The organism is Burkholderia sp. L-4 (genome assembly GCF_056856535.1).
Genome location: NZ_JBXEOX010000003.1, coordinates 686978 through 710272 on the forward strand (window position 1 = coordinate 686978; position 23295 = coordinate 710272).

Here is a 23295-nt window from a genome sequence, read left to right on the forward strand (position 1 = left end):
CTCCTGCTCGAGACATCGCAATGAAACTGAAGATCAAATATTTCGCAAGCATTCGCGAACAACTGGCGCTCGACGAGGAAACCGTCGAGATCGATGCGCGCGAACTCACCGTCGACGCGCTGCGCGGCACGCTGGCCGCGCGCGACGCGCGCAGCGCGGACGCACTGCGGATGGACCGCCCCGTTCGGGCCGCCGTGAACCTCGAAATGGTGACCGGGGAATTCGTCGTGCGGGAGGATAGCGAGGTCGCGTTCTTTCCGCCGGTGACGGGTGGGTGAGCTCACCACGCACGCCGCCCGTTTCGACGGCGATCCTCGACCGTCCTGGCCCGGAACGCGTTGTACACCGACGGGCGGTCGATCGTGACGGTCGCCACGCCGCGCGCCTCGCGATACAGGATGTCCTCGTCGCTCATCGGGCAGCCTCCAGCACCGTCAGCGCCGCGTCGAGCGCGTCCAGCCCCTCGTTCAGCTCCGTGCGCGAGATGACCAGCGGCGGCGTCACGATCACCACGTTGTAGCGCCCGTACGCGTGGACGCCGCGCTTCAGCAGCTCGCCATAGAACGCCCGCATCGGCGCCGATCCCGCCGGGTGGTGCCACTCGACGAGCGGCTCGCGCGTGTCCCGGTCGCGCACCAGCTCGATGCCGAACTGGGCACCCATGCCCCGCACGTCCCCGATCGACGGATGACGGTCTGCGAGATCGCCGAGACCGTCGCGCAACCAGCCTTCGATCTCGCGCGCCCGGTCGAACAAACCCTCTTCCAGATAGACCTTCAGCGCGGCGAGCCCGCCGGCGACCGCCAGCACGTGGCCCGCGTGCGTGTGGCCCACGTCGAAGAGTTCGGTATCGAAGTGGCGGGCCACGCCTTCGCGCACCAGGACACCGCCGAGGGGTGTATCCGAAGAGCTGGCCCCCTTGGCGAACGAAATCAGGTCCGGCAATACGCCGACACGCTCGGCGCAGAACAATGCCCCCGTGCGCCCGAAGCCCGTCATGATCTCGTCGAAGATCAGCAGGATGCCGTGCCGGTCGCACAGGTTGCGAACGCCTTCGAGGTAGCCCGGTGGGTAGACGACCACACCGCTGGACCCGGTCATCGGCTCCATCAGGATCGCGGCGACGTTTTGCGCGCCTTCGTGCGACAGGACGCGCGCAAGGTGATCGAGGGCACGGCGCGTCTCCTCGACCGGATTCGACGTGTAAAAGGGGCTGCGGTACGGATACGGTGCAAAGAACTTCACCATGCCCGGGAGCGCCGGGAAAGGATCGCGCCAGCGGTCCACGCCCGTCATCGCGCTCGCGCTGATGGTGCTGCCGTGATACGACCGATGGGCAGTCAGCACCTTGGGCCTGCCTGTCACCAGCCGGGCGATCTTCACCGCGTCATCGTTCGCCTCGGCTCCGCCGCACGTGAAATGCACACGCAGTCCTTCCGGCCACGGCGAAACACTGTTCAGGAGTCCAGCGTATTCGGCACGCACGTCGTTGAAGTAGCTGGATGCGACCCAGCACATGCGCTCGGCCTGTGCCTGGATCGCCTGGACGACCTTCGGATGGCCATGGCCCAACGACACCGCGACATAACCGCTGGTGAGGTCCAGATAGCGCTTGCCGTTCGCATCGTGGAAGTAGCATCCCTGCGCATGCGTAATGACCGGCGGGTTGAGTCCGCCCTGGACCGCCCAGGGAACGAGCACCTTTCGAAACGACGGCGCGAGCGCGCGATCCGACTCGCCGTGAATGCGTAGATCCATGTTGACTCCGGAAATGTCATGGCTCACTATTTCTGAGCCTCGTGATGTGAGGCTGATAGATTAAGCACGCATTTCACGCACAACAAATCAAACGTTTCGACACTGAGCCTCAATTTAACTTAGTCATGGCACGACAAATTCCGCCCCTGCTCTCCGTGCGCGCATTCGAGGCGGCGGCGCGCCATGGCGGCTTCGCCCGGGCGGGTGAAGAGCTATGCGTCACGTCCGGTGCGGTAGGGCATCAGGTACGGCTGCTGGAGGAATGGCTGGGAACGCCGCTATTCATGCGCGGCGCCCGGTCCGTCCAGTTGACGGACATCGGACGGCGGTACTTCCTGGAAATCGAGCGCTTGATGGACGAGCTCGAGCGTGCGTCGCTCGGCATCCGCCAGGCCGCGGACGCCCCGGAGGTGACGGTCACCGCGATGCCATCGTTCGTGACCCGCTGGCTGATGCCGCGCCTGGGTGAGTTCAGGCGGCTGCATCCCGACATCGAGGTGCGCTTGCTGGCCTCGGTGCCCGCCGTCGACTTCAGCCGCGAGCGGGTGGACGTGGCGATCCGGCTGGGCTCGGGCCCCTATCCGGGGCTCGTCGCGGAAAAACTGATGTCGGAGACGTTCCTGGCGGTCGGTCAACCTCTGGTGTGCCGGGCGTTGCACACCGTGGACGATATCTTGCGGGCAACCTTGCTGCATGACGAATACGAGGCCCGCATTCCGGAGCAGGTGGACTGGGTGCGCTGGTGCCGCATGCAGAACGTACACGCGAGCGCGACCCGTTTGCGACAGGGCCCGAGCTTCTCGCACACCTATCTCACGCTCGATGCCGCGATCGCGGGCCAAGGCGTGGCGGTGGCGTCGGACGTCCTCGCCGCCGATGCGGTCAGGCAGGGGCTGTTGGCCATGGCGCCGGGCAAGCCGGTACAGGGACCCTACAGCTACCACCTGCTGACGACACGCGCGGCAACCGCACGGCCGCCAGTCGACGCCTTCTGCAGTTGGCTGCGATCGGCCGCACGGTCGTTTTCGGAAGCCGGCTGGGCTTGAACGACGCGAATCGCCGCGCGGCGGATACCGACGCCCGCGTTCCACCTCGCCCGCCCGATCACCGCATGCACGCGGCGGCCAGCTTCCCGACCGCGATCACCGCCTGCTCGATCTCCGGCGACCACGGGCTGCTGTAGTTCAGGCGGATGAAGTTCCGGTAGTTGTCGGTGATCGAGAACATGTAGCCGGGGCCGATCGTGATGCCCTGCTCCAGCGCGAGCTGGTACAGCCGCATCGCGTCGACCTGCGCGGGCAGCTCGACCCACAGCACGTACCCGCCCGCCGGGCTCGAGATGCGCGTGCCCTCCGGAAAGAACCGCGACACCATCGCCCGCATCAGGTTCGCCTGCTGCGCATACGCCTTGCGCAAGCGCCGCAGGTGATGCTCGTAGCCGTCGCGTTCGAGAAACTCCGCGATCGCCAGCTGCGGCAGCGACGGCGTCGCGAGCGTGTTCAGGAACTTCAGCTTCTCGACCTGATCGCGATAGCGGCCCGGCAACGCCCAGCCGATCCGGTACGCGGCCGTCAGGCTCTTCGAGAACGACGAGCAATGCAGCACGATCCCGGTCCGGTCGTAGGACTTCAGCGAACTCGGATGCGTATCGCCGAAATACAGCTCGTTGTACACGCCGTTCTCGATGATCGGCATGCCGGTTTTCGTTGCAAACTCAACCAGTTCGCGCTTGCGCTCGTCGGGCATCTGGAACCCGAGCGGGTTCTGGAAGTTCGGCATCACCATGCACGCCGCGATCGGCTGCGACTTCGCGATCGCGGCCAGCGCCGCGATGTCGATCCCGTACTCCGGATGCGTCGCGACCTCGATCGCCTTCATCCCCATCCGCTCGATCGCGTGCAGCATCGCGTAGAACGTCGGCGATTCCACCGCGATCGTGTCGCCCGGCTTCGCCACCGCCTGCAGGCACAGGTTGATCGCCTCCGTCGCGCCCACCGTCACGATGATCTCGTTCGGGTCCACCGACATCCCGTTTTCCAGGTAGCGGCGCGCGATCTGCCGAATCAGGCGCGGATGGCCGGGCGGCAGCCCGTCCGTCACGCCCCACAGCGACTTGTCGCGGCCGGCCGCATACGCGTAGCGGTTCAGCTTCTCGAACGGAAACAGGCTCGGGTCCGGATACGGCGAGCCGAGCGGCACCGCGTCGTCCGTGCCGATCGAACGCAGTGTCGACAGCACGAGCCGGCTCACGTCGACCGACGACGAGATCGCGATCGGCTTCGACGGCCGCAGCTCGCGCACCGGCGCGTGGCCGTCGTCGCGGCGCAGGTTCACGAAATAACCCGACTGCGGCCGGCTTTCCAGCAGCCCGCGGCTTTCCAGCAGCAGATACGCGTGCAGCACGGTCGTGATGCTGATCCGGTGCTGCTGGCTCGCCTGCCGCACCGACGGAATCCGGTCGCCGTGCCGGTACACGCCCTGGCGGATCAGGCGCTCGATGTCGTCCGCGAGTTTTTCGTAGAGTTTCATCGTGCGTCTCCCGCCGGCATGCGCAGCCGCGCCGCCCTGCCGTGTGCGTCCGGCACGCACGTGTTTCGCCCGCCGACCGGGCCGTCGTGATTCCTGATCCTTCCCTCCGGTTTTGCCTTTTCCATCGCGGCTCTCTCTTGAAGATGCGCCGGCAGGGTTCCGGTACGACTGGATCCGCGGCACTGTGCACTTGATGGTGGAATCTTAAGAGCAGAACAGTTGGCGGCGAGTACACACATCGACCACGCGAACAAGAGTACAGTTCGGCGCGAATCGCGCATGGCGGGAGAACTGTACGTCTTATGAAATGGCCGGGCGGCCGGAAACCGCGCGCGGCGCGGCCGGATCGGCCTGGAACGACCGCGACACGGGCATTCGCCCGACCGTCTCGACGGGAGTGCAATACTGTGCGGCCGCACGGTTTTTCATGACCGGAGTCAGCCCCGCCGCGCATGCGATCGAACGGGCCGCCGCCCCCGGCGCCTTGATCCGCAACGCCCGACCAGTACAGATGATGAAATGGTGTCAGAACGTAACGACTGCCCGCGCATCGCGCGCCGCCGGCCCGGAAACCGCCGATGACTGATCGCGACCTCGCCGCGCGGCTCGTCGCGCGACTGACCGGCAGCGCCGACCATCCGCGCTTCACCGGCGCGCCGATCGACCTGTCGACGCTCGATGCGCACACGCTCGGTACGGTCTGGCCGGCGCTGCGTCGCGCCGAGCACGACATCATGCTGCGCGACCACGCGTACGACGACCCACGCGCCGAATTCACGCGCTGGCTGCGCGGGCAGATCGACGCGCTCGGCCTCGTGCCGCTCGTCGACGCCGATGCCGCGCTCGAACTGTTCCGCGACATTCCGCCCGGCGGATGGAAACGTGCGCTGGAAGACCTGCCCTGTCTCGACGCGCTGCCGTCGCCCGCGCTGCAGGCCGAACTGGCGCGCATCGCGGGCGAACCGGAAGACGGCGAACCGCGGGCGAAATCCGCGTATGGCGCGTATGCGCTCGACTGGTTCGCCGGCCGCCGCGACTTCTCGGCGCGGCGCGATGCGTACGCGCAGGCGCTGGCGGATTCGCCGTTTCGCGTGCGCGAACTCGACGTGTTGCCGGAACTCGGGCCGGCCGCGCTGCTCGCGCTGGCCGCGACGAACGACGGCTATTTCGCGCCGAAACGGCTGTGGCTCGACTTCGGCGACCCGGCCGTCACGCTCGCGGAAGACGCCGCGTACGTCGCGTTCGCGCGCGACGCGCTGACCGAGGCCGCGCGACTGGTCGCCGCGCTGCACGCCGGCGCCGCGCCGTACGAGGCCGATCGCGCGTTCACGACCGACGACGCGCAGGTCGTCGCGCGCGCCGCGCGCGTGGCCGCCTATCGCGACGAAGCATGGCTGCGCCCGCTGATCGGGCCGCTGCTGACCGGCGTATGCGTCGCGCCGACGACCGCGAAAACAGTGCCGTCGCAGTCGCTCGCGATTGCGCTCGGCCATGCGGTCGAGACGATCCCGACGCCGGAGAGCGTGCGCGCGCTGCGCGACGCGCTCGCCACGGTGCGTCACGCGGGCGTGCAGAAAAAGCTCGCGCGCAACCTGAAACCCGCCGAACGTGCGCTCGGCGAGCGGCCGCGTACCGCGCTGCGCATGACGCTCGACGCGAAACCGGACAAGAAGCAGCTCGCGATGCTTGCCACCTGCATTGAAGCCGGCTTCTGGCAGCCGATGTCGCTGGGTCATGCCGAATGGCACGAGCGTCTCGTCGATACGCCGGCCGGCGCCGCGTTCTCCGCGCGGATGATCTGGCAAGCGTGCGGCCGCGATGGCTCGAAGCAATCGTTCATCCCCGACATCGCGAAAGGCAAGGTCGTGCCGCGCGACGCGGCGGGGCACGCATGCGAGATCGCCGACGACTGCACGATCCGGCTATGGCATCCGCTGCTGGCCGACGCGCACGAGCGGCTCGCGTGGCAGCGCGCGATCGTCGACCGCACGCTCCGGCAGCCAGTGCGGCAGGCGTTCCGCGAGTACTACGTGCCGGCCGACGGCGACGCGTCGGCGAGCGATTCCGCGATGTTCGAAGGTCACGTGCTGTCGAGCCGGCCGCTGCTCGGCGTCGCGCGCCGCGAAGGCTGGTCGATCCGCGCGTACGACGACGGGCTCGCCCGTGAATTCGGGGACGTGCGCGCGACCTTCCTCGTCGATGCGCGGCTCTATCCCGGCACGGAGGGCCACGGCACGTCGCGCCGGCTGGTCTTCGAGCGCCGGCACGACCGGCGCTGGGTGCCGGTGCCGATCGGCGAGATCGACGCTGTCGTGTTCTCCGAAGTGGCGCGGGCGGTCGACCTGCTGGTGAGCGTGGCCGCGTTCGCGCTCGACGACCCCGCGACACGCGCGGCCGCCGCTTCGCTCGCGGCGGCCCCGGCCCGCCAGCGCGACCTCGAAACCGAACGCCGGCAGCGCCTGAACCGGTTGTCGGCGCTGCCGCTCGGCGTGATGGCGCGGCATCGCAAACACGTGCTGTCGCTCGTGTTCGCCGAACCGGTCGCGCAAGGGAAGATCACGATCGACGATCGCCACGTGCACGTCGGCGCGTGGTCGGTGCATTGCGCGACCGGCCGCGTGACGCGCGACGGCGAGCCTGTCGACGCCCCGCTCGAGCCGCCGCCATCGCCGCTGCGCGCGGTGCCGTGGCTACCCTACGACGAGGCGCTGCTGCAGCGGATCGTCGACGTCGTCGCGCATCTGCTCGAGTAGGCCTTGCGAACGTGCGTGCCCGCCGTCAGATCGACCCGAACAGCGCGCGCGGCCGGTCCTTCAGCGTGCCCGCCAGGATCCGCAGCCCGTTGACGAGTTCGTCGCGCGTGGCCGGACACGCGAGGTTGATGCGCACGCCGTGCTCGATTTCCGCGCGGTCGACCGCGAACGTCGACGACGGCATCACGATCACGCCGCGCGCCTTCGCATTCGCGGCGAAATCGTCGGCACGCCACGGCGGCGGCAGCCGCAGCCACACGAACATGCAAGCCGGGTCGGCCTTCAACTGCCCGGCCGGCAGCAGTTCGCGCGCGAGATCGACACGTGCGCGGATCTCCGCGAGTTGCGCGGCCATGATCCGCTCGGCGGTGCCGTCCTCGATCCACACCGTGGCGATCAGCATCGAGGTCGGCGCGGGCATCCATGCGGTCGTGCGCACGGCTTCCGCGCACAGCGCGACGCTGTCGCGCGGGCAGCTCAGGTAGCCGAGGCGCAGCCCCGGCGCGAGGATCTTCGACGTCGCGCCGAGATGGAACGTCAGCTCGGGACACAGCCCCGCGATCGCCGGCAGCCGGTCGCGCACGAGCGGGCCGTACACGTCGTCCTCGATGATCGTCACGTGATGGCGGCGCGCGATGTCGACGAGCGCCATCCGGCGTGCGAGGCTCATCGTCGTCACGGTCGGGTTCTGCAGGTTCGGCACGACGAAGATCGCCTTGACCGGCATGCGCTGGCAGATCCGCTCGATCTCGTCGGGCAGCAGGCCGTCGTCGTCGGCCGGCGCGCTGACGATCTCGAACTGGAATACCGGCGCGAGCGCCTTGAGGCCGTAGTACGTGAGGCGATCGGCGACGATCACGCCGTCGGTGCCGATCAGGCTGTTCAGCACCGCATACAGCCCGTGCTGCGCGCCGCTCGTGACAACCACCTGGTCGCGCGACGGCGTGAAGCCGGGCGCGGCAAGCCACTGCGCACCGGCCGCCCGCGCCCAGTCCGGGCCCTGCGGCGGCTGGTATTCCTGCAGCGCGGCGAACCGCGGGTCGCTCGGCAGCGTGCCGAACGTCTGCGCGAGGCTCGCGAGAAACTCGCCGGTCGCCGGGCGGTTCACGGTCAGGTCGATCACGCCGTTGCCGGCCGCGAGCGCCGCGCGGGCCGGCGCGATGCTCGGCATCGCGCCGCCGGTGACGAGCGAGCCGCGCCGCTTGCTGCCGATCACGAGGCCGCGCAGCTGCAGTTCCTTGTACGCACGCGACACGGTCGACACGTTGATGCCGAGCTCCGTCGCGAGCTGGCGCTGCGGCGGCAGGCGACTGCCCGGCGGATACGTGCCGCTGCGGATTTCCTCCTCGATCGAGCTCGATACCTCGACATAAGTCGGCCGCTTCGCCTGCGCCGGCAGGCCGCCGTCACGCTCGCCGGAAAGTTTGTCTGATGCCATTTGTCGCCCATGACCACACAAAAAGCGTTTGTCTGCCGTTTTGACTTGCTCAGCGATTGTATATGACATCCCCGCCCCGTCAAACGCTTAAGGAAAAGTCTGCGGAATCAGCGGGTTGAAATCGGGTAAACACCAACATCACACAATCTCTTTTTGATTGCACACAAAAATTTACTGTGTGATTCTTGATCGCAACTTTGTGTGAACCTTGTGGACCGGAGGGGAAGCGTCATGGCGAACGTCGCCATCGTGGGTGCGGGCTTCATCGGGATCGGCGCGGCGGCATGGCTGCAGCGCGACGGGCATCGCGTGACGCTGTTCGATCCGGCCGGCATCGGCGAGGGTGCATCGTTCGGCAATGCCGCGACGTTCGCGCCTTACGGCTGCGTGCCGGTGAACGGGCCGTCCGTGTTCCGCGAGCTGCCGCACTTCCTGTTCGCCGCCGACAGCCCGCTGCGTATCCGCTGGCCGTACCTGCTGCACGGCGCACCGTGGCTCGCGCGGTTCCTGCTCGCATCGACGCCCGCGCGCCACGCACGCAGCGCGAGCGCGCTGGCCGCCCTGTTGTCGCGCGCCGCCGACGGTTATGCGCCGCTGCTCGCCTCGCCGCGGCTCGCGGCGTTCGTGCGGCCGCGCGAATGCCTGTACCTGTATGCGCGGCAGGCGTCGTTCGATGCCGCGCAACCGTCGCTCGCGTTGCGACGCCGGCTCGGCGTGCCGTTCGAGACGCTCGACGCGGGCCCGATCCGCGCGCTCGAACCCGCGCTCGCGCCGATCTTCACGCGCGGCGTGCTGTTCGTCGGCAGCTGGCATTTCTCCGATCCGCACGGCTTTCTCGGCGCGTTGTTCGCGCACCTTTCCGCCGGCGGCGCGACGCTCGATCGCGCGCGCGTCGAGCGCATCACGCCTGCCGGCGATGCCGTGAACGTGCAGGCGGGCGGGACGGTCCGCGCGTTCGATCACGTCGTCGTCGCCGCAGGCGCCCGCTCGCGCGAATTCGCGGCCGCATGCGGCGATGCGGTGCCGCTCGACACCGAGCGCGGTTATCACGTGCAGTTCGGCGCGCCCGGGGAGCGCGTCACGCGGCCGGTCGGCTGGGCCGAACGCGGCTTCTACATGACGCCGCTCGACGAAGGGCTGCGCGCGGCCGGCACCGTCGAGCTCGGCGGCTTCGACGCGCCGATGAACCCGTCGCTCGTCGCGCTGCTCACGCGGTCCGCGCGCGAAGCCGTGCCGTCGCTCGGCGCGCCGACGCGCAACTGGCTCGGCTTCCGGCCGACGCTGCCCGACGGCGTGCCCGTCATCGGCCACGCACGCGGCAGTGCGCGCGTGATCCATGCATTCGGCCATCAGCATCTCGGCGTGACGCTCGCCGGCATCACCGGACAGCTCGTCGCCGACCTCGTCGCCCGGCGCGCCCCGCCGCTGGACCTCGCGCCGTACCGGGCCGCGCGATTCTGACGCGCGCCACGCCCCCTTCCACCCACGCAAGGAGAAGCATCATGAATCGTCGTCACTGGCTGGTATGGCTGGCCGTCTGCTCGATCGGCACGGTCGCGGGGTCGGCGCTCGCAGCCGACCCGGAAACCGTCAAGATCGGCTTCGCCGGCCCGCTGACGGGGCCGGTCGCGCGCGTCGGCAAGGATCTGCAATACGGGGCGCAGCTCGCCCTCGACGAGGAGAACGCGAAGCATCCGACCGTCGGCGGCAAGCCGGTGCGCTTCGTGCTCGACGTGCAGGACGACCAGGCCGATCCGCGCATCGCGATCCAGGTCGCACAGAAGCTCGTCGACGACGGCGTGGTCGGCGTGATCGGCCACTACAATTCCGGCTGCAGCATTCCCGCGTCGGCCGTCTACAAGCAGGCGAACGTCGCGATGATCACTCCCGGCTCGACCAATCCGCAGCTGACGATGCAGGGCTTCAAGAACGTGTTCCGCACGATGGGGCACGACGGCGTGGGCGGCGTGGTGGCCGGCCGCTTCGCGGTCGAGCAGTTGAAGGCGAAGCGGATCGGCATCATCGACGATCGCACCGCGTTCGGCCAGGGCCTCGCCGACGCATTCGAGAAAGGCGTGAAGGACGCGCACGGCAGCATCGTCGGCCGCGAATACACGAACGACAAGGCCGTCGATTTCCGCGGCATCCTGACGACGATGAAGAGCAACAACGTCGACCTGCTGTTCTTCGGCGGGCTCGACGAACAGGGGGCGATGCTCGTCAAGCAGATGCGCTCGCTCGGCATCCGTGCGCAGCTGTTCGGCGCCGGCGCATTGAAAAGCAACGCATTCCTGAAGATCGCCGGCAACGCGGGCGAAGGCACGCAGGATCTGGAGCCCGGCCCCGCGCTCGACAAGCTGCCGTCGGCCGTCGCGTTCGCACAGCGCTACAAGGCGCGCTTCAACCAGGACGTCGAGCTGTATGCGCCGTTCGCCTACGATGCGGCGCTCGCGATGATCGCGGCGGTCCGCAAGGCCGATTCGCTCGATCGCGGCAAGATCGTCGCGAGCCTGCCGGGTGTGGCGGTGACCGGGGTGACCGGCAAGATCTCGTTCGACGAGCGCGGCGACCTGATCAAGCCGCCATACACGCTGTTCCGCGTCGAACAGGGGCAGTGGCACAGCATTCGCACGGTCGGCGGCGCGTCGAACTGATCGACGCCGGGCAGCCGACGGCGGGCGGCGTCACCGTGCCGCCTGCTGCCGCTGCACCTCCTGCGCTTTCATCTGCAGATACGCGCTCCGCTCGACTTCGTGCAGTTGCTGCGGATACTGCTCGGTGGCATCGAACCAGCGCGCGAGGCGCTGGTCGAGCGGCTTGTCGAGCGTCGCGAGATACGTGTCGATCGCGAGGTAATAGCGCATCGTGTTGCGCTCCAGCAGCCCGCGCACGCCGCCGACATATTGCGGCTGCGCGGCCGATGCACCGACGTTCGTGAATCCGACCTTGTCGCTGCCGACCGTCGCGAGGTAGGTCTTCATCGCCATCCGGCCGACCGTGCCGAAACCATACGAATACGTGAGGTGAAGGAACGTGCGCGACGCGCCGACCGGCACGGCCTCCAGCGCGATCCGGTAATCCTTCGTGCCCATCGGGCCGCTGTCGGCGGCCAGATCGACCTGGAAGTAGTCGGGCGTCGCGGCCGCCACGCGATAGCGGAACTGCACGCGATAGGTGTCCGACAGCTTCTGCTGGATCTTGCGGCCGAGGTTCACGTCGAGCACCGGCCCGTTGCCGCCGCTCGACGCATGACAGTATTTCGTGTTCAGGTGCAGGATCAGCACCGCGCACCAGTTCGCGGGGCCCTGCGCGGGATCGTCGAGCTGGCCGCTCACGACCGCGAACGGATAGTCGACCACCGCGTAGATGTCGCCCTTCAGCGACGACGACGCCTCCGCCGACTCGAGGTACAACGGCCGGTGAAACGCGTTGTCCTTCAGTTGCGCGCCGAGGCTGCGATAACGATCGAGCAACGCGGCCGCGCCGTTCGCGCCATCGGCGCCGAACGACAGCGCGCTCCAGCCGACGCACAGCGCCGCGACGCACGCGTGCCAGACGCGGCGGGCACGCCACGTGCCGCGCGAATGTCCGGATGTCTCCATTCTTGTACTCCCTGCCGCGCGATGGGCGCGCGCATGTGTCACAGAATACGCCTGCATGCCGCGCGCTGCCGCTATCGGTTCCGCTTCACCGGCATCGGCAACTGCGCGGCGGTGATCCGGATCAGCGCGGCCAGCCACTCGCGGTCGTCCCAGCGATCGCCGGGGATGACGAGGTGCGGCTTCGCGGCCGGATACGGCGGCGCCTCTTCGCAGGCGCCGAGATACGCGCGTCCTTCCGGTGTCGGCTTGACGAACAGCCGGTCGTCGCAGACGAGCGCGACCATCCTGCCGTCGCAATAGATGCCGTATTCCCCGAACATCTTGCGCGCCGATACCGTACCGGCCGCCGCGCTCTGCTCGACGATGAAATCGACCGTGCCCTGGCTCGATGCCATGCGCTGCTCCTTGCAAAAAAAATTATGACCGCAGCGTACACCGACCGTTCCGTTGCCTCGGCGGATACGCCGTGGCGCGTCATCCATTCGTCGACGGAAAGCGTGTTCGGTCATGGACCGGCGTTCCCGGCCGGCCGTCTCCTGACACACCTGACAGTTACATCGCGGCGCGATGAATCGTCCAATGGCGCTTCACGAAAATCCGGCCTCGATCGTATGTCGGGCGCGACGCGCCGGCGATCAGGCCGCACAATGAAGCATCACGAATCACGACGAGGATGTCGATGAGCGTACCCGCCAACCTTCCCGCATGGCTCGGGCAAGCCTACGAACGATGCCGGTCTCTCGTCCCCGGCGCGATGCGGCGCGAGACGGTTCCGGTCGACGACGCCGCATGGCGCGTCACGGCTGAAGACGTCATCGCCCCCGACGACGTTCCGTCCGTTCCGCTCGCCGCCTGCGACGGCTACGCGCTGCGCGCGGCCGATACCGCAGCGGCCTCCCGCCGCGAACCCGTCGAGCTCGATTGCGAACTCCGGCTGGCCCCGCTGGCGTCGCGAACGGCCAGCCAGGCCGCCCGCGCACTCGACGCACGGCAAGCGGCCGGCATTCCGGCCTACGTCGCGATGCCGGCGCACGCCGACGCGGTTGCGCCGAAGGCCGAGCATCGATGGATCGACGGGAACGCGGGCGCACGCCTGCGCTTCCATGCGCCGCTCGCGGCCGGACAGCACGTGATCGCCGTCGGCAGCGAATTCCGGAAAGGACAGGTGCTGCTCGCGAAAGGGATGCGGATCACGCCCGCACGGCTGGCGGGGCTGATAGCCGCGGGCGTGCGCGACGTCGTCGTCACGAAGCGGCCGCGGATCGGCGTCGTGATCGCGGGGTACGACGTGGTGCCGCCGGGCCATGCACGCGAGCCCTGGCAGCGATTCGACTCGCTGGGTCCGTATCTCCGCGCGGTACTGCGGCAATGGGGATACGCGGTGCCGGCCGCGGAAACCCTGCCGTTGCCCTCGTCGTTTCCGTGCTCGCCCGATACGGAACGCGACGAAAGCGCGTTCAAGCAACAGCTGGGCGCGCTTTCCGGGCGCTATGACCTGATTGTCGGCGCCGGATTGCCGGCGGGCGCGCCGTTCGAGATGCGAGGCCTGAATGCGCAGACGGTCTACGCGAACGATCGCGAGACGATCCGGATCAGGCAGACACCCGGCGAGCGGTTCAATGTCGGGCGAAGCGACGACCGTTCGCCGCCGACGAAGTGGACCGTGCAATCCACCCGGCCGGACGGCGTCGTCTACCGAACGGAAACATGCGTCGGTTACGACCAGGCCGTGCTGGTCAATCTGCCCGGCCATGCGAGCGGCGTCGCCGTGCTGATGCACACGATCGTTCCGCACGTGCTCGACCTGCTGGAACATGTTGCGGCGCCGGGCCCTTGCTGGGAAACCGCGCCGACCGTGCACGACATCGAACCCGATGCCGAATGCAACGGGATGCGATGGGGCTGCCTGTCCGCTACCGAACGCGGCGAATCGCGAGTCCGCCTGCTGCCGTTCCAGGGCGACGGGCCGATTCGCGGTGTCGCCGAGGCCGATGCGCTCGTCGCGATCCCGGCGGGCGTCGAGGTACTGCCGGCCGGGACGCCCGTTCTGTTTCTGCGGCTGGATGGCACGGGCGCGCGCGCCTCGCACGCCGGCGTGACGCCGGACGAAACCGCGAACGTTCCGGCGCAACCGCGGCAGACCTCACCTTCTCCCGACGTACCGGTTGCCGGCCCCGCGACGCCTGATGTTCGCGAAGCGTGGCAACGCATCGAACGCGCGATCGCCGCTCATCCCGCCAGCTTGCCGGGCGGCCTGAACGGGCCGGCCGACGATCATGTGCTGGCCGAATTGCCTGCCGCACTGGGCGCGACGCTGCCCGATGACGTGATCGACAGCCTCCGGCTGCACGACGGGCAAGCCGATCCGGACGCCGTCTTCACCGAAAGCGATGCGCTGCTCGGCGCGCAGGCGATCGTCGCGCAATGGACGATCTGGCGGACACTCGTTTCCGGCGGCGATTTCGCCGGCATGACGTCGGAACCCGATGCCGGCGTCCGCGACGACTGGTACAACCTCAAGTGGATTCCGTTCACGCACGACGGCAGCGGCAATCATCTCTGCATCGACCTCGATCCCGCGCAAGGCGGCGTGAGCGGCCAGGTGATCCGCGTGTGGCACGACGACGAGCTGCGTGAGCGCGTCGCATCGAGTTACGCGGAATGGCTCGCACGCGTGGCGGCGGAACGCGACGGCCCGGCCGCCGACTGACCGGCTCGCGCAAACGGGTGCAAACGGGTGCAAACGGGCGCGAGCGCCGCCGCGCCATCCGCTTACTTGTCGGCCGCAAACGCGCTCGACATCTGCCGCGCGCGCTTCACGTCGTCGCCGTGCAGATAAATCGACGTCGTCGAGATCGACGCATGCCGCAGGTTGTCGCGCACGGTCGTCAGCTCGGCCCCGCGCGCAAGCGCGTGCGTCGCATGCGTATGCCGCATCCAGTGCGGGCTCGCCTGCCGCAGCTTCTGCGCGAGCGCCGGGTTATCGGCTTCGACGGCATCCGCCGTCTGCGCAAAGAAGCGCTGCATCACCTTCCACAGCCGCACGCTCGTGATCGCGGCCGCCTCGTCTTCCGCGAGACTCGCGATCAGCGGCGTATCGGGCCGCCAGCGCACCGGTGTGACCGGCAGCCGGCGCGCGACCAGATAGCGGTCGAGCGCCGTGCGCGCGAGCGGCGGCAGCGCGACGCGGGCGGCCTTGCTCCCCTTGCCGATCACCTTCAGCCACGCGTCGCCGTGCGCATCCGTCTCGATGCCGCCGAGCGTCGCGCCGACCAGCTCGCTCGCGCGCAGCCCGGTCGCATAGCCGAAATCGAGAATGAAGCGCAGCCGTTGCGCGGCGGCCGGCGTCCAGCCCGACTGCGGCGCGCCGTCAGCCGTGCGCGTCCGGAACTCGAGGCCGTCGGCGATCGTGCGGACCAGCAGCCACTCGCCTTCGGTGAACGCATGCGACGTGTCGAGTGCGTTCGCGCCGCGCGTATCGCGCACCTTCACGCCCGCGAACGGATTCGCGAGCAGGTAGCGCTGCTCGATCAGCCAGCGGAACAACGCCCCGAGCACCGACAGCGTGTACGCCGCCGACCGCGCGGACAGCGCGCCCGAGAACGGCCGCCAGTCGGGCGCGCCGCGCGGCCGCACGGGCCCGACCCAGCGTTCGTGCGGTGTCGGGCGCCGGATGAACGCGCGATAGGCGACCGCATCCTCGGTCGTCAGCGACGACAGCGCGCGCCCGCGCTCGACGATGGCCCACAGGATCAGCCGCTCGGCTTCCTTGCGGTATGCACGCCGCGTCGCGGCCGATTCGTGCAGCGACAGCCACGCGTGCACGGCCGCGTAATCGTTGTCCGCGTCGAGCGTGCTGGTCGCGCGCGGCGCGCGGAACGTGCCGGCCGAGCCGTCGACCTCGTGCGGCAGCTTCAACTGCTCCCACGGCACGATGCTGCCGCGCGGCGTCGCGGCGATCAGCGCGCGCGCCCGCTCCGTCAGGTCGGGATGCTCGGCGAAAAATGCCTCGATGCGCCGCGCGCCGGCCACGCCGAGGCCCGCGATCGCGGTCCACCACTGGCGCCGGCGCGGAATGCGTACCGTCAGGTCGGCCAGCGTCGCGATGCCGTGCGCCCGCAGCGCGACGACCGCGCGCGCGGGCAGCCAGAGGCCGACGTCGTCGCTGATCTGCGGCAACGGCGCGCGCGCGTGACGCAGCAGGCCGATTGCTTCGGTCGCGGCCTTCGCCTCCCGCACACGCTCACCGTCGGGATGGCCGAGCCGTTCCGCGAGATCGGGGCGGCCGGCCTGCCGCGCGACGCGCACGAGGCGGCGGCGAATGGCGCCGATCACGCCGCGCGCCGACCGTCCTGCGCCGAGGCGATCGGGCAGGTAGCGTTCGACGGCCTGGCGCACGGTCATGCCCGCGTACCACGCGCGCAGCGCGGCCAGTTCGTCGGCGTCGGGAAAGCCCGCGGGCGCAGGCGCGGCATCGGAGGAAGGCGGTGAAATGAGGCGCGGTTTCATGGGCGCCAGTTTGACAGAAGCGTGCGCGGCCGGGTACACGCGGCCGCGCGTCCCGGCGTCACTCCTCGCCTTTCGGCCCGGGATTGAGCATCACGACGAAGCCGGCCACGCCGACGATCAACGCGATCGCGCCGCCGCGCAGCGCCGTCGGGGTATCGAACAGCAACCCCGTCACGACGGCCATCATCCCGGCGAGCGACACGAACACGGCGATCGCCGCGACGACGATGCGGTACTGGCGACGTATCATCGAGTGTCGTCCGCGTTACGCTGCCGCGGCAGCCGCCGGCTCGTCGGCATCGTCGCCGCGAATCAGCAGCACCGGACACTTCGCGCCGCGCACGAAGTGCTCGGCGACGCTACCGAGCAGCACGCGGCGGATACCGCGCCGCCCGTGCGTGCCGACCACCGCGAGATCGATGCCGCGTTCCTTCACGTAGCGCTGCAGGCGTTCCGCGATATCCTCGCCGATGCTTTCGGTCTCGACGAGTTCGGCCTCGCCCTTCGCGCCGGCCAGCGCGATGACCTGTTCGGCTTCGCGCAGCACCTTGCGCCCGTCGTCGCGGATTTCCTCGATGAGCGCGTGCGGATCGAAACGTCCCGCATACGTGAACAATACCGACTTGTCGACCACGTACACGGCGCTGACGTGCGCGCCGGCCGCCAGCGCCACCTTCACGGCCTCGGCCAGTGCCCGTTTCGACGAAGCGCTGCCGTCGACGGCCACCATGATCTTTTCGTACATACGAACCTCGCTGGGGTGAACGCCGCGCGCCCCCTCGCACGCGGCCATGTCACCATCATCGGCCGACGCGGGGGCCGGATATTGACGATCGTCAACCCTGACCGGAACCGTGCATGCGGCAAACCGACGCGACGCAGGACCGGCCCCTTGCGTCGTCGGCAGCGCGGCGAACCGGGCGGATGACCGGCCCGCCGAGGGGCTTTCGAGCGGCCATCGCGCCGAAGGCGCTATCATCGGATGTGCGACTTTCGTCCGGCCCTTTTTTGCCGGCCCCACTTTCAACTCGCTCAACCGACATGACAACGACTACCGAACGCGTGGACGGCGCCGCCCAGCATCTCGTCGCCGCCCGCCATGCCGGCTCGCCCGGCCCGCTGCTGCCCGATGCGCTGCGCCCCGAGGACGTCGACACCGCGCTCGCGATCCAGCAGCGCGTGGCCGACCTGCTCGGCGAACCCGTCGGCGGATGGAAATGCGCGCTGCCGCCGCCCGACCGCGTGATCCTCGCGCCGATCTTCGCGTCGACGATCCGCGAAGCCGATGCGCCGTACCGCGTCGTCGGCGGTCCGATCGTGCGGATCGAACCGGAAATCGCATTCGTGCTCGACCGCGACCTGCCCCCGCGCGCGCGGCCCTATGAAGAAAGCGACGTGCGCGCGGCGATCCGCGAAGTGCGCATCGTGCTCGAGGTGCTCGGCTGCCGCTACGCGGAGCCCGCGCGCGCGTCGAAGTTCGAGTTGCTGGCCGACGGGCAATTCAACCAGGGGCTGTGCGTCGGCCCGGTCGTGCCCGACGGGCTGAACGTGCCGCTCGAGACGCTGGCGCTGTCGTTCGAAGGCGCGCTGAACCGCACGATCGACGGCCGCCATCCGGACGGCGATCCGCTCAAGCCGCTGGTGTGGCTCGTCAATTTCCTCGCGGCGCGCGGCGAGGTGGTGCGCGCCGGGCAGATCGTGACGACCGGTTCGTATGCGGGTGCGATCGACGTGCCGCTCGGCGATGCGCTGACGGTTCGCTTCGGCGAGCTCGGCAGCCTGTCGGTGACGTTGACGGCGTGATCGATCCGGCGCGTGGCGGCAGGCGCACGGCGCCGTGCACCTGCCGCCCGCCGTGATACCGTTGCACAACGTCGCGCGTTCCGGCCCGAAGGCCGCCCCCGCGAACCGCCTTTACGCCCGAACCCGCCATGTCGCTGACACCGCTGCCCGCCCTGCTCGACGAAACCCTGCGCATCGTCGCTCGTCGCTACCGGCTGCCGCCGCTCGACAGCGCAGCGTCGTTGACCGACGCCACGCCTCCGGCCACCGCCCTCGCGATCGTGATCGAGGAGGCGCGCCGGATGCGGGCGGACGGCGAGGCGCCCGGCACGGCATTGCGGCAGCGCTTCATCGATGCACTCGCGCGGATGATCCGCGACGCGATGGACCCTCGATCCGGCGATCCGTCGTTTCAGGCATCGGTACTGCGGCACGATGCGCCGAACGTGCGCGAATATGCGTCGCTGTCCGCGCACGCCGAGCAGGACCGGCGCGCGCTGTACTCGGCCGTCAATGCGATCGCGCACCCGGCCAAACTCGAGCGCAGCGCCCAGACGTGGCAACGCGACGCGCTCGCGCGACTGCATGCGGCCGCCACCACCGCGTCGTGGGCCGACCTTCATGCGACGCTGCGGCAACTGCTCGCGCTGCCCGAGATGACCACCGACACCGCTTTCGAGCAGGACATCGTCAAGCTGAAGGACAGCCCCGCGCTCGAACGCCTGTTGCATCTCGACAGGCTGGCTTCCGACGACGACGTCCGCCGCTACCGCGCGCTGTGGGTCCGCCAGGGGCCGCTCGAAGGCAGCACGATCGCGGTCGCGCAGGGCGTTGCCTCCCAGCAGCGCGGCGCGGCCGTCGAGGCGCTCGCGGCACAGGCGCTCGACGCATTGGCCGGCAGGCTCGAAGCGGTGGACGGGCAGCGGTCCTACCGGGTGGTCACGTCGATGCGCGTGCCGTCATCGATCCCCGGCCGCCACGACCGTGCCAAGACCGAGTGGGACGCGATCCTGCTCGAACGCGCACGAAGCGACGACGCGGCATCCGCATGGAACGTCCGCTTCCTCGTCGAAGCAAAAGCGTCCGCCGATGCCGCGACGACCGATCTGCCGCGGCTGCTGCGCGGCCTGAACCTGCTGGCGCAGGCCGATCCGGACACGGTCTACGCGTTCGAGACGCACCAGGGCACGGTGCGCGTGCATGGCGCGTCGCTGCGCGCGCTGACCACCGACGCCGCCGCGCTGCAACGGGAAGTGCTCTATTGCTGCGACGCCGCCGCGGACGCGACACCGCGCCTGCTGGGCGCCGGGAGCCGGATGCAGTTGCTGTCGGCGCAGGCGAGCCTCGAATACGCGAGCGCGCTCGCGCAGCAGCGCCCGGATGCCGATCCGGACGGCCTCGGCGTCATCTGGCACGCGCTGCTGACCGTGCCGCAATGGCACGCCGTGCTGCATCAGTATCCGTCGTTGCGGCAGGTGCGCGAACTGATGGTGGCGATCGACGACCTGCGGGCCGCGATCGGCGACGCCGACGACGGGGAGGTCGCCAGCAGCGTGTGCGCATGACCGGCGAGCGGCCCGGTCCGCTCAGTGGGTGAGCACGCCGAACGGCAACGTCCACCCCGCCAGCCGGCCGCCGTCGGCCCATCGCGCGTCGGTCGCGCCGCAAGGCAGCAGCACCGGCGCGGCCGCGTACTCGAGCGTTTCCTTCGGCGTATGGCCGAACTCCGCCTTGAACAGCCGGTGGAAATACTTCTCGTCGGGGAAGCCGTGCGCCCAGGCGATCTCGGCAATGCGCCGGTGCCGGCGCTGCGGATCGCCCAGCACGTGGTAGGCATGACGCAGCCGCCTGCGCGTGATCCGCCGCATCACGCCGCCCTCCTCCTTGAACAACTGATAGAGCCGCGCCCGCGACACGCCGATGTCGCGGCAGATCCGCTCGGGCGTGAGGTCCGGCTCCAGCAGGTGCACGTCGATGTAGCGGCGCACCCGGTCGACCAGCGCATGGTCGATCGGGCCGCGCGCATCGCCCAACGCCTGCGCGGTGGGCGCCACGGCCGCGGCCAGCAGCAGCAACATCGACTGGACGACGCTCGGCACTTCGTGCGTGCGCAGGTTCGGCAGGTTCCGGAACAGCGACAGCATCTGGTCCGCGACCAGGCGGCCCACGCCGCTCGTCAGCGTCTGGCCGTGCGCTTGCGCCGCATGGCCCGGCAACAGGTATCGGGGCACGACGAGGCTGATCACGTCGCCGGCGTCGACCCGGCAGTCGTTGATCTGCGCGACATCGTAGACGAACAGGTCGCCGGCGCGCTTGACCAGCTCGGGGCCGCCCGTATGACTCGCGAGCCGCCCGCCGAGCAGCAGCGTGAAGCGGATCGAATCCTGCCCGTCGAGGCGGATGCGCCGCGGCGTCCTGCGAACCGTATAGGTCGGCGCGCGCGAGCGCCATTGCCGGCCCGACAGGATCAGCGGGCCGATTGCCGCGCCGCTCGCCTCCGCGTCGAATGGGCCAAGCCCGCCGTCGTCATCGAGCCGGTAATCGCACAGCATGTCCTTGACCCAGACGTGGAACCGGTCCGGCTCGGGATAGTCGATCGTGCGAAACTTGAAAACAGGGACGAATGCCGCTTGATCCATGACAGTTTTTTATCGAACCGGTGGAAAAGGAGGAATCGGTTCGTCGATTATCGGACCAAATTGCGCCGGCGCAAGGCCGACGCGGCCATTCGTCCATTCAAGCGGTCGGCCGGCGCCCGCTGACGGGCGCCGTCGTCACCGCGGCCATCAGCGTTGCGGATGGCATTCCCAGTTGTTGTACGTCGGCCGATCGAGCGGCGTGAGCCCCGGAATCATGAACACCGTGCAGCCGAAACGCCGCCCCTTGCCGGTCGTCGCGTCGTAACTCACCTTCTGGCCGCCCAGCCCGTCCTTTTTCGCGTACTGCACGTTGGCGATGGTGATCTCGTCCGACGACGCGAGCCCGAGCGTCTTCGCGGTCGACGTCTGGACGTCGACCATGTTCATCTGCGTCGTGCCGCATGCGGACAGCACGAGGGCGGCGACCGTGACGCCCAAGGCGGTCCGGACGGTGCAATGCAAGGTTCTTTTCATGTTTTCTCCTTCAAATTCATGGCGCGAATCCGTTACGAGCCCGGTGTGTAAAAACTTGCCTGTACCTGGCTGCCGACGCTCGGGACATACGACAGCCACGCCAGCGCCATCGCCCCCGTCGCGTTGACGGCCAGCGCCGGCCACGATGCGCTCTGTGCCGCCACCGTCGACGCGCTCCATGCGCCCTTCCGGTAGCTGGCCGCGATGACGGCCGATGCCCCCGGCAAGCCGGTGTCCTGCCAGGCGGCCGTCACGTTGCCGGCCGCATCGATCACGAGCGGCGGGTACTGGCCTGCCGCGCCGTTCAGGTGTTCAGTCAGCCGCTGCAGCGGCCCCCAGTTCCCGCTCGCATCGGACACGCTCACCTGCAGCGCCGCGCCGCCTTCCGCCCACATCGCGGCGGCCACGCCGTTGTCGTTGACGGTCAGCATCGGCGTCGCGATGAACCCCGTCGGCTCGACGATCGCCGGCGAAACGGGCTGCGCGGGTTGCCACCCGGTTCCGGACACATAGCGTTGCGACATCGTGGCGGTGTAGATCTTCCCGTTCGTCACGTCGATCTGCCCCCAGAGCAGCGTGATGTTGCCCTTCGCGTCCATGCCGGCCACCGGCGAGATGATCGTCGTGAACAGGCTCGTGTTCGACACGGCCTGGTTCACGTTGGTCCAGCCGTTGGTCGCGTCGTACGTGGCCGTCCACAGCGCCGAGTGCGTATGGTTGGTCTGCCGCCACGCGAGCACGGCACGGCCGGACGCCAGCACCGAGATCATCGGCCGCACGTTGTCGGTGTCGCCGGTCACCGCACCCGGCCCGGTCTGCACCGGCATCTGGATCACCGCCGCCGGCGACCACTGGCCGGCCGGGGTGTAGCGCGACCACGCGATGCGCGTATCGAGCAGGCTGATCGACTGCGTCCACGCGACGAGCGCGTTGCCCTGGCTGTCGATCCCGGCCGAATAGGTCGAACCCGCCACGTCCGGCACCAGTTCGAATGCCGCGCCCCATCCGCCGGCCGGGCTGTACGGGCGCGCCCACAGCGCGTACGTGTTGGGGCCCGGTTTCCATTCGGTCCAGAATGCGACGGCCTGCCCGCTCGCGTTGCCGACCAGCTGCGGCGGGCTCGAACTCGTCGTGTTCATCGAATGCGAGCCGTCGCCCGTGTCGAGCCGCGTCGCGCTGCCCCAGCCCGAGCCCGCGACATAGCGCGCGCCCCACATCTCGTTGCCGTTCGCGCCGGCGGGCCCGTTGGTCATCCAGGTCGCAAGCGCGTTGCCGCTCGCGTCGATCGTCACGCTGGGCTCGCCCTCCGGCCCCTTGCCGTCGACCGCCGCGGCCTGCGACCAGCCGGCCTGCGGTTGCGCGGTCCCGCCGCCCGTCGGGCCGCCACTCGAACCGCCGCCGGGCGAGGTCGAACCGGAAGGCGAACCGGGCGTGTTCGGCGTCGACAGCGACGCGCCGCCGTTCGGCGCGACGTCGTCGCCGCCGCATGCAGTCAGCGCGAGCGCGGCTGCCATGACCATCCATGTAATGGGTTTCATCGGAATCCTCTTGTTTTCATTTGCCGGCGCACGCGCGTCTGCGATGCGGAGAAACACGCATCGCACCGCCCGAAAGATTGATAAGCAATACTATTTAAAAGGCATGGAAACCGGCATGCGTTCGCGCCCCTGTCATGATCGAAGCCGTCGTTAGGATCGGTGCGAACGCCGCTTTCGGCAGACGGCCCCCCGTCGGGCAGCGAGGACGACGACAGGTCGTCTATCGTCGGATGTCCGTCACTGCCGGCTGCATCTTAATTCAGGCAGTCCCGA

General features: G+C 69.1%; 21 protein-coding genes. 9 read left to right on the top strand and 12 right to left on the bottom strand.

The window, feature by feature from the left end:
• Nucleotides 1-20: 20 nt before the first annotated feature.
• Entirely contained in the window at nt 21-278 is a 258-nt protein-coding gene (moaD, locus tag AC1VVG_RS33615; protein ID WP_034190508.1) for a molybdopterin converting factor subunit 1, read from the top strand.
• 2 nt (nt 279-280) lie between these two features.
• Here moaD and AC1VVG_RS33620 read toward each other — a convergent pair whose 3' ends face one another.
• Complete coding sequence (locus AC1VVG_RS33620) at nt 281-415, bottom strand: hypothetical protein (protein ID WP_264172389.1); 135 nt, start codon at nt 413-415, stop codon at nt 281-283.
• On the bottom strand, nt 412-1758 hold the full coding sequence (locus AC1VVG_RS33625) for an aminotransferase class III-fold pyridoxal phosphate-dependent enzyme (RefSeq protein WP_482837553.1): 1347 nt from the start codon (nt 1756-1758) through the stop codon (nt 412-414). The genes AC1VVG_RS33620 and AC1VVG_RS33625 overlap by 4 nt, the downstream gene beginning before the upstream one ends.
• Before the next feature lie 125 nt (nt 1759-1883).
• On the opposite strand from AC1VVG_RS33625, the gene gcvA reads away from it, so the two are divergent.
• Entirely contained in the window at nt 1884-2804 is a 921-nt protein-coding gene (gene gcvA, locus AC1VVG_RS33630) for a transcriptional regulator GcvA (RefSeq protein ID WP_124608189.1), read from the top strand.
• A gap of 58 nt (nt 2805-2862) precedes the next feature.
• On the opposite strand, the gene AC1VVG_RS33635 is transcribed toward gcvA, so the two are convergent.
• Nucleotides 2863-4287 carry an aminotransferase-like domain-containing protein gene (locus AC1VVG_RS33635; RefSeq protein WP_059561294.1) on the bottom strand — a complete coding sequence of 475 codons (1425 nt, stop codon included), beginning with the start codon at nt 4285-4287 and terminating at the stop codon, nt 2863-2865.
• A gap of 427 nt (nt 4288-4714) precedes the next feature.
• Between AC1VVG_RS33635 and AC1VVG_RS33640 the strand changes: the two genes are divergently transcribed.
• Together AC1VVG_RS33640 and AC1VVG_RS33645 are read left to right on the top strand one after the other, a co-directional pair.
• Nucleotides 4715-4873, top strand: coding sequence for a hypothetical protein (locus tag AC1VVG_RS33640; RefSeq protein ID WP_176730055.1), 159 nt, complete (start codon nt 4715-4717; stop codon nt 4871-4873).
• Entirely contained in the window at nt 4866-7040 is a 2175-nt protein-coding gene (locus tag AC1VVG_RS33645; RefSeq protein WP_482837554.1) for a DUF4132 domain-containing protein, read from the top strand. Before AC1VVG_RS33640 ends, AC1VVG_RS33645 begins: the two co-directional genes overlap by 8 nt.
• A 25-nt stretch (nt 7041-7065) precedes the next feature.
• On the opposite strand, the gene AC1VVG_RS33650 is transcribed toward AC1VVG_RS33645, so the two are convergent.
• Nucleotides 7066-8478, bottom strand: coding sequence for an aminotransferase-like domain-containing protein (locus AC1VVG_RS33650; RefSeq protein WP_049032151.1), 1413 nt, complete (start codon nt 8476-8478; stop codon nt 7066-7068).
• Nucleotides 8479-8709: 231 nt separating this feature from the next.
• On the opposite strand from AC1VVG_RS33650, the gene AC1VVG_RS33655 reads away from it, so the two are divergent.
• The gene (locus AC1VVG_RS33655; protein ID WP_482837555.1) at nt 8710-9939 is read left to right on the top strand and encodes an NAD(P)/FAD-dependent oxidoreductase; all 1230 of its coding nucleotides are present in this window, start codon (nt 8710-8712) and stop codon (nt 9937-9939) included.
• Nucleotides 9940-9980: 41 nt separating this feature from the next.
• Nucleotides 9981-11132, top strand: coding sequence for a branched-chain amino acid ABC transporter substrate-binding protein (locus tag AC1VVG_RS33660; RefSeq protein WP_059561305.1), 1152 nt, complete (start codon nt 9981-9983; stop codon nt 11130-11132).
• 30 nt (nt 11133-11162) lie between these two features.
• Here AC1VVG_RS33660 and AC1VVG_RS33665 read toward each other — a convergent pair whose 3' ends face one another.
• Both AC1VVG_RS33665 and AC1VVG_RS33670 read right to left on the bottom strand, forming a co-directional pair.
• Nucleotides 11163-12080, bottom strand: a complete 918-nt coding sequence (locus tag AC1VVG_RS33665) for a hypothetical protein (protein ID WP_034189566.1) — start codon at nt 12078-12080, stop codon at nt 11163-11165.
• 71 nt (nt 12081-12151) lie between these two features.
• Nucleotides 12152-12475: a TfoX/Sxy family protein gene (locus AC1VVG_RS33670; RefSeq protein ID WP_034189565.1), complete on the bottom strand. Its 324-nt coding sequence runs from the start codon at nt 12473-12475 to the stop codon at nt 12152-12154.
• A 284-nt stretch (nt 12476-12759) separates the two neighbouring features.
• Between AC1VVG_RS33670 and AC1VVG_RS33675 the strand changes: the two genes are divergently transcribed.
• Complete coding sequence (locus AC1VVG_RS33675) at nt 12760-14790, top strand: SMI1/KNR4 family protein (protein ID WP_482837556.1); 2031 nt, start codon at nt 12760-12762, stop codon at nt 14788-14790.
• Nucleotides 14791-14852: 62 nt separating this feature from the next.
• Here the strand turns inward: AC1VVG_RS33675 and AC1VVG_RS33680 are convergent, their stop codons facing one another.
• The 3 genes from AC1VVG_RS33680 to AC1VVG_RS33690 are packed head-to-tail and all read right to left on the bottom strand — an operon-like array spanning nt 14853 to nt 17334.
• Nucleotides 14853-16589: a site-specific integrase gene (locus AC1VVG_RS33680; RefSeq protein WP_124610151.1), complete on the bottom strand. Its 1737-nt coding sequence runs from the start codon at nt 16587-16589 to the stop codon at nt 14853-14855.
• Between the two features lie 58 nt (nt 16590-16647).
• Nucleotides 16648-16839, bottom strand: a complete 192-nt coding sequence (locus AC1VVG_RS33685) for a DUF2964 family protein (protein ID WP_034189563.1) — start codon at nt 16837-16839, stop codon at nt 16648-16650.
• A 15-nt stretch (nt 16840-16854) separates the two neighbouring features.
• Nucleotides 16855-17334, bottom strand: a complete 480-nt coding sequence (locus AC1VVG_RS33690) for a universal stress protein (protein ID WP_034189562.1) — start codon at nt 17332-17334, stop codon at nt 16855-16857.
• A gap of 296 nt (nt 17335-17630) precedes the next feature.
• On the opposite strand from AC1VVG_RS33690, the gene AC1VVG_RS33695 reads away from it, so the two are divergent.
• Together AC1VVG_RS33695 and AC1VVG_RS33700 are read left to right on the top strand one after the other, a co-directional pair.
• Complete coding sequence (locus tag AC1VVG_RS33695; RefSeq protein WP_124671266.1) at nt 17631-18392, top strand: 2-keto-4-pentenoate hydratase; 762 nt, start codon at nt 17631-17633, stop codon at nt 18390-18392.
• A 128-nt stretch (nt 18393-18520) separates the two neighbouring features.
• Nucleotides 18521-19936 carry a 3-deoxy-D-arabino-heptulosonate 7-phosphate synthase gene (locus AC1VVG_RS33700; protein WP_482837557.1) on the top strand — a complete coding sequence of 472 codons (1416 nt, stop codon included), beginning with the start codon at nt 18521-18523 and terminating at the stop codon, nt 19934-19936.
• A 21-nt stretch (nt 19937-19957) separates the two neighbouring features.
• On the opposite strand, the gene AC1VVG_RS33705 is transcribed toward AC1VVG_RS33700, so the two are convergent.
• From AC1VVG_RS33705 to AC1VVG_RS33715, 3 genes are all read right to left on the bottom strand, one after another.
• On the bottom strand, nt 19958-21010 hold the full coding sequence (locus AC1VVG_RS33705) for a helix-turn-helix transcriptional regulator (protein WP_482837558.1): 1053 nt from the start codon (nt 21008-21010) through the stop codon (nt 19958-19960).
• Between the two features lie 147 nt (nt 21011-21157).
• Complete coding sequence (locus AC1VVG_RS33710; RefSeq protein WP_059561318.1) at nt 21158-21484, bottom strand: hypothetical protein; 327 nt, start codon at nt 21482-21484, stop codon at nt 21158-21160.
• Nucleotides 21485-21516: 32 nt separating this feature from the next.
• A complete protein-coding gene (locus tag AC1VVG_RS33715; protein WP_482837559.1) occupies nt 21517-23022 on the bottom strand; it encodes a hypothetical protein in 1506 nt (501 codons plus the stop codon).
• Nucleotides 23023-23295 lie beyond the last annotated feature (273 nt).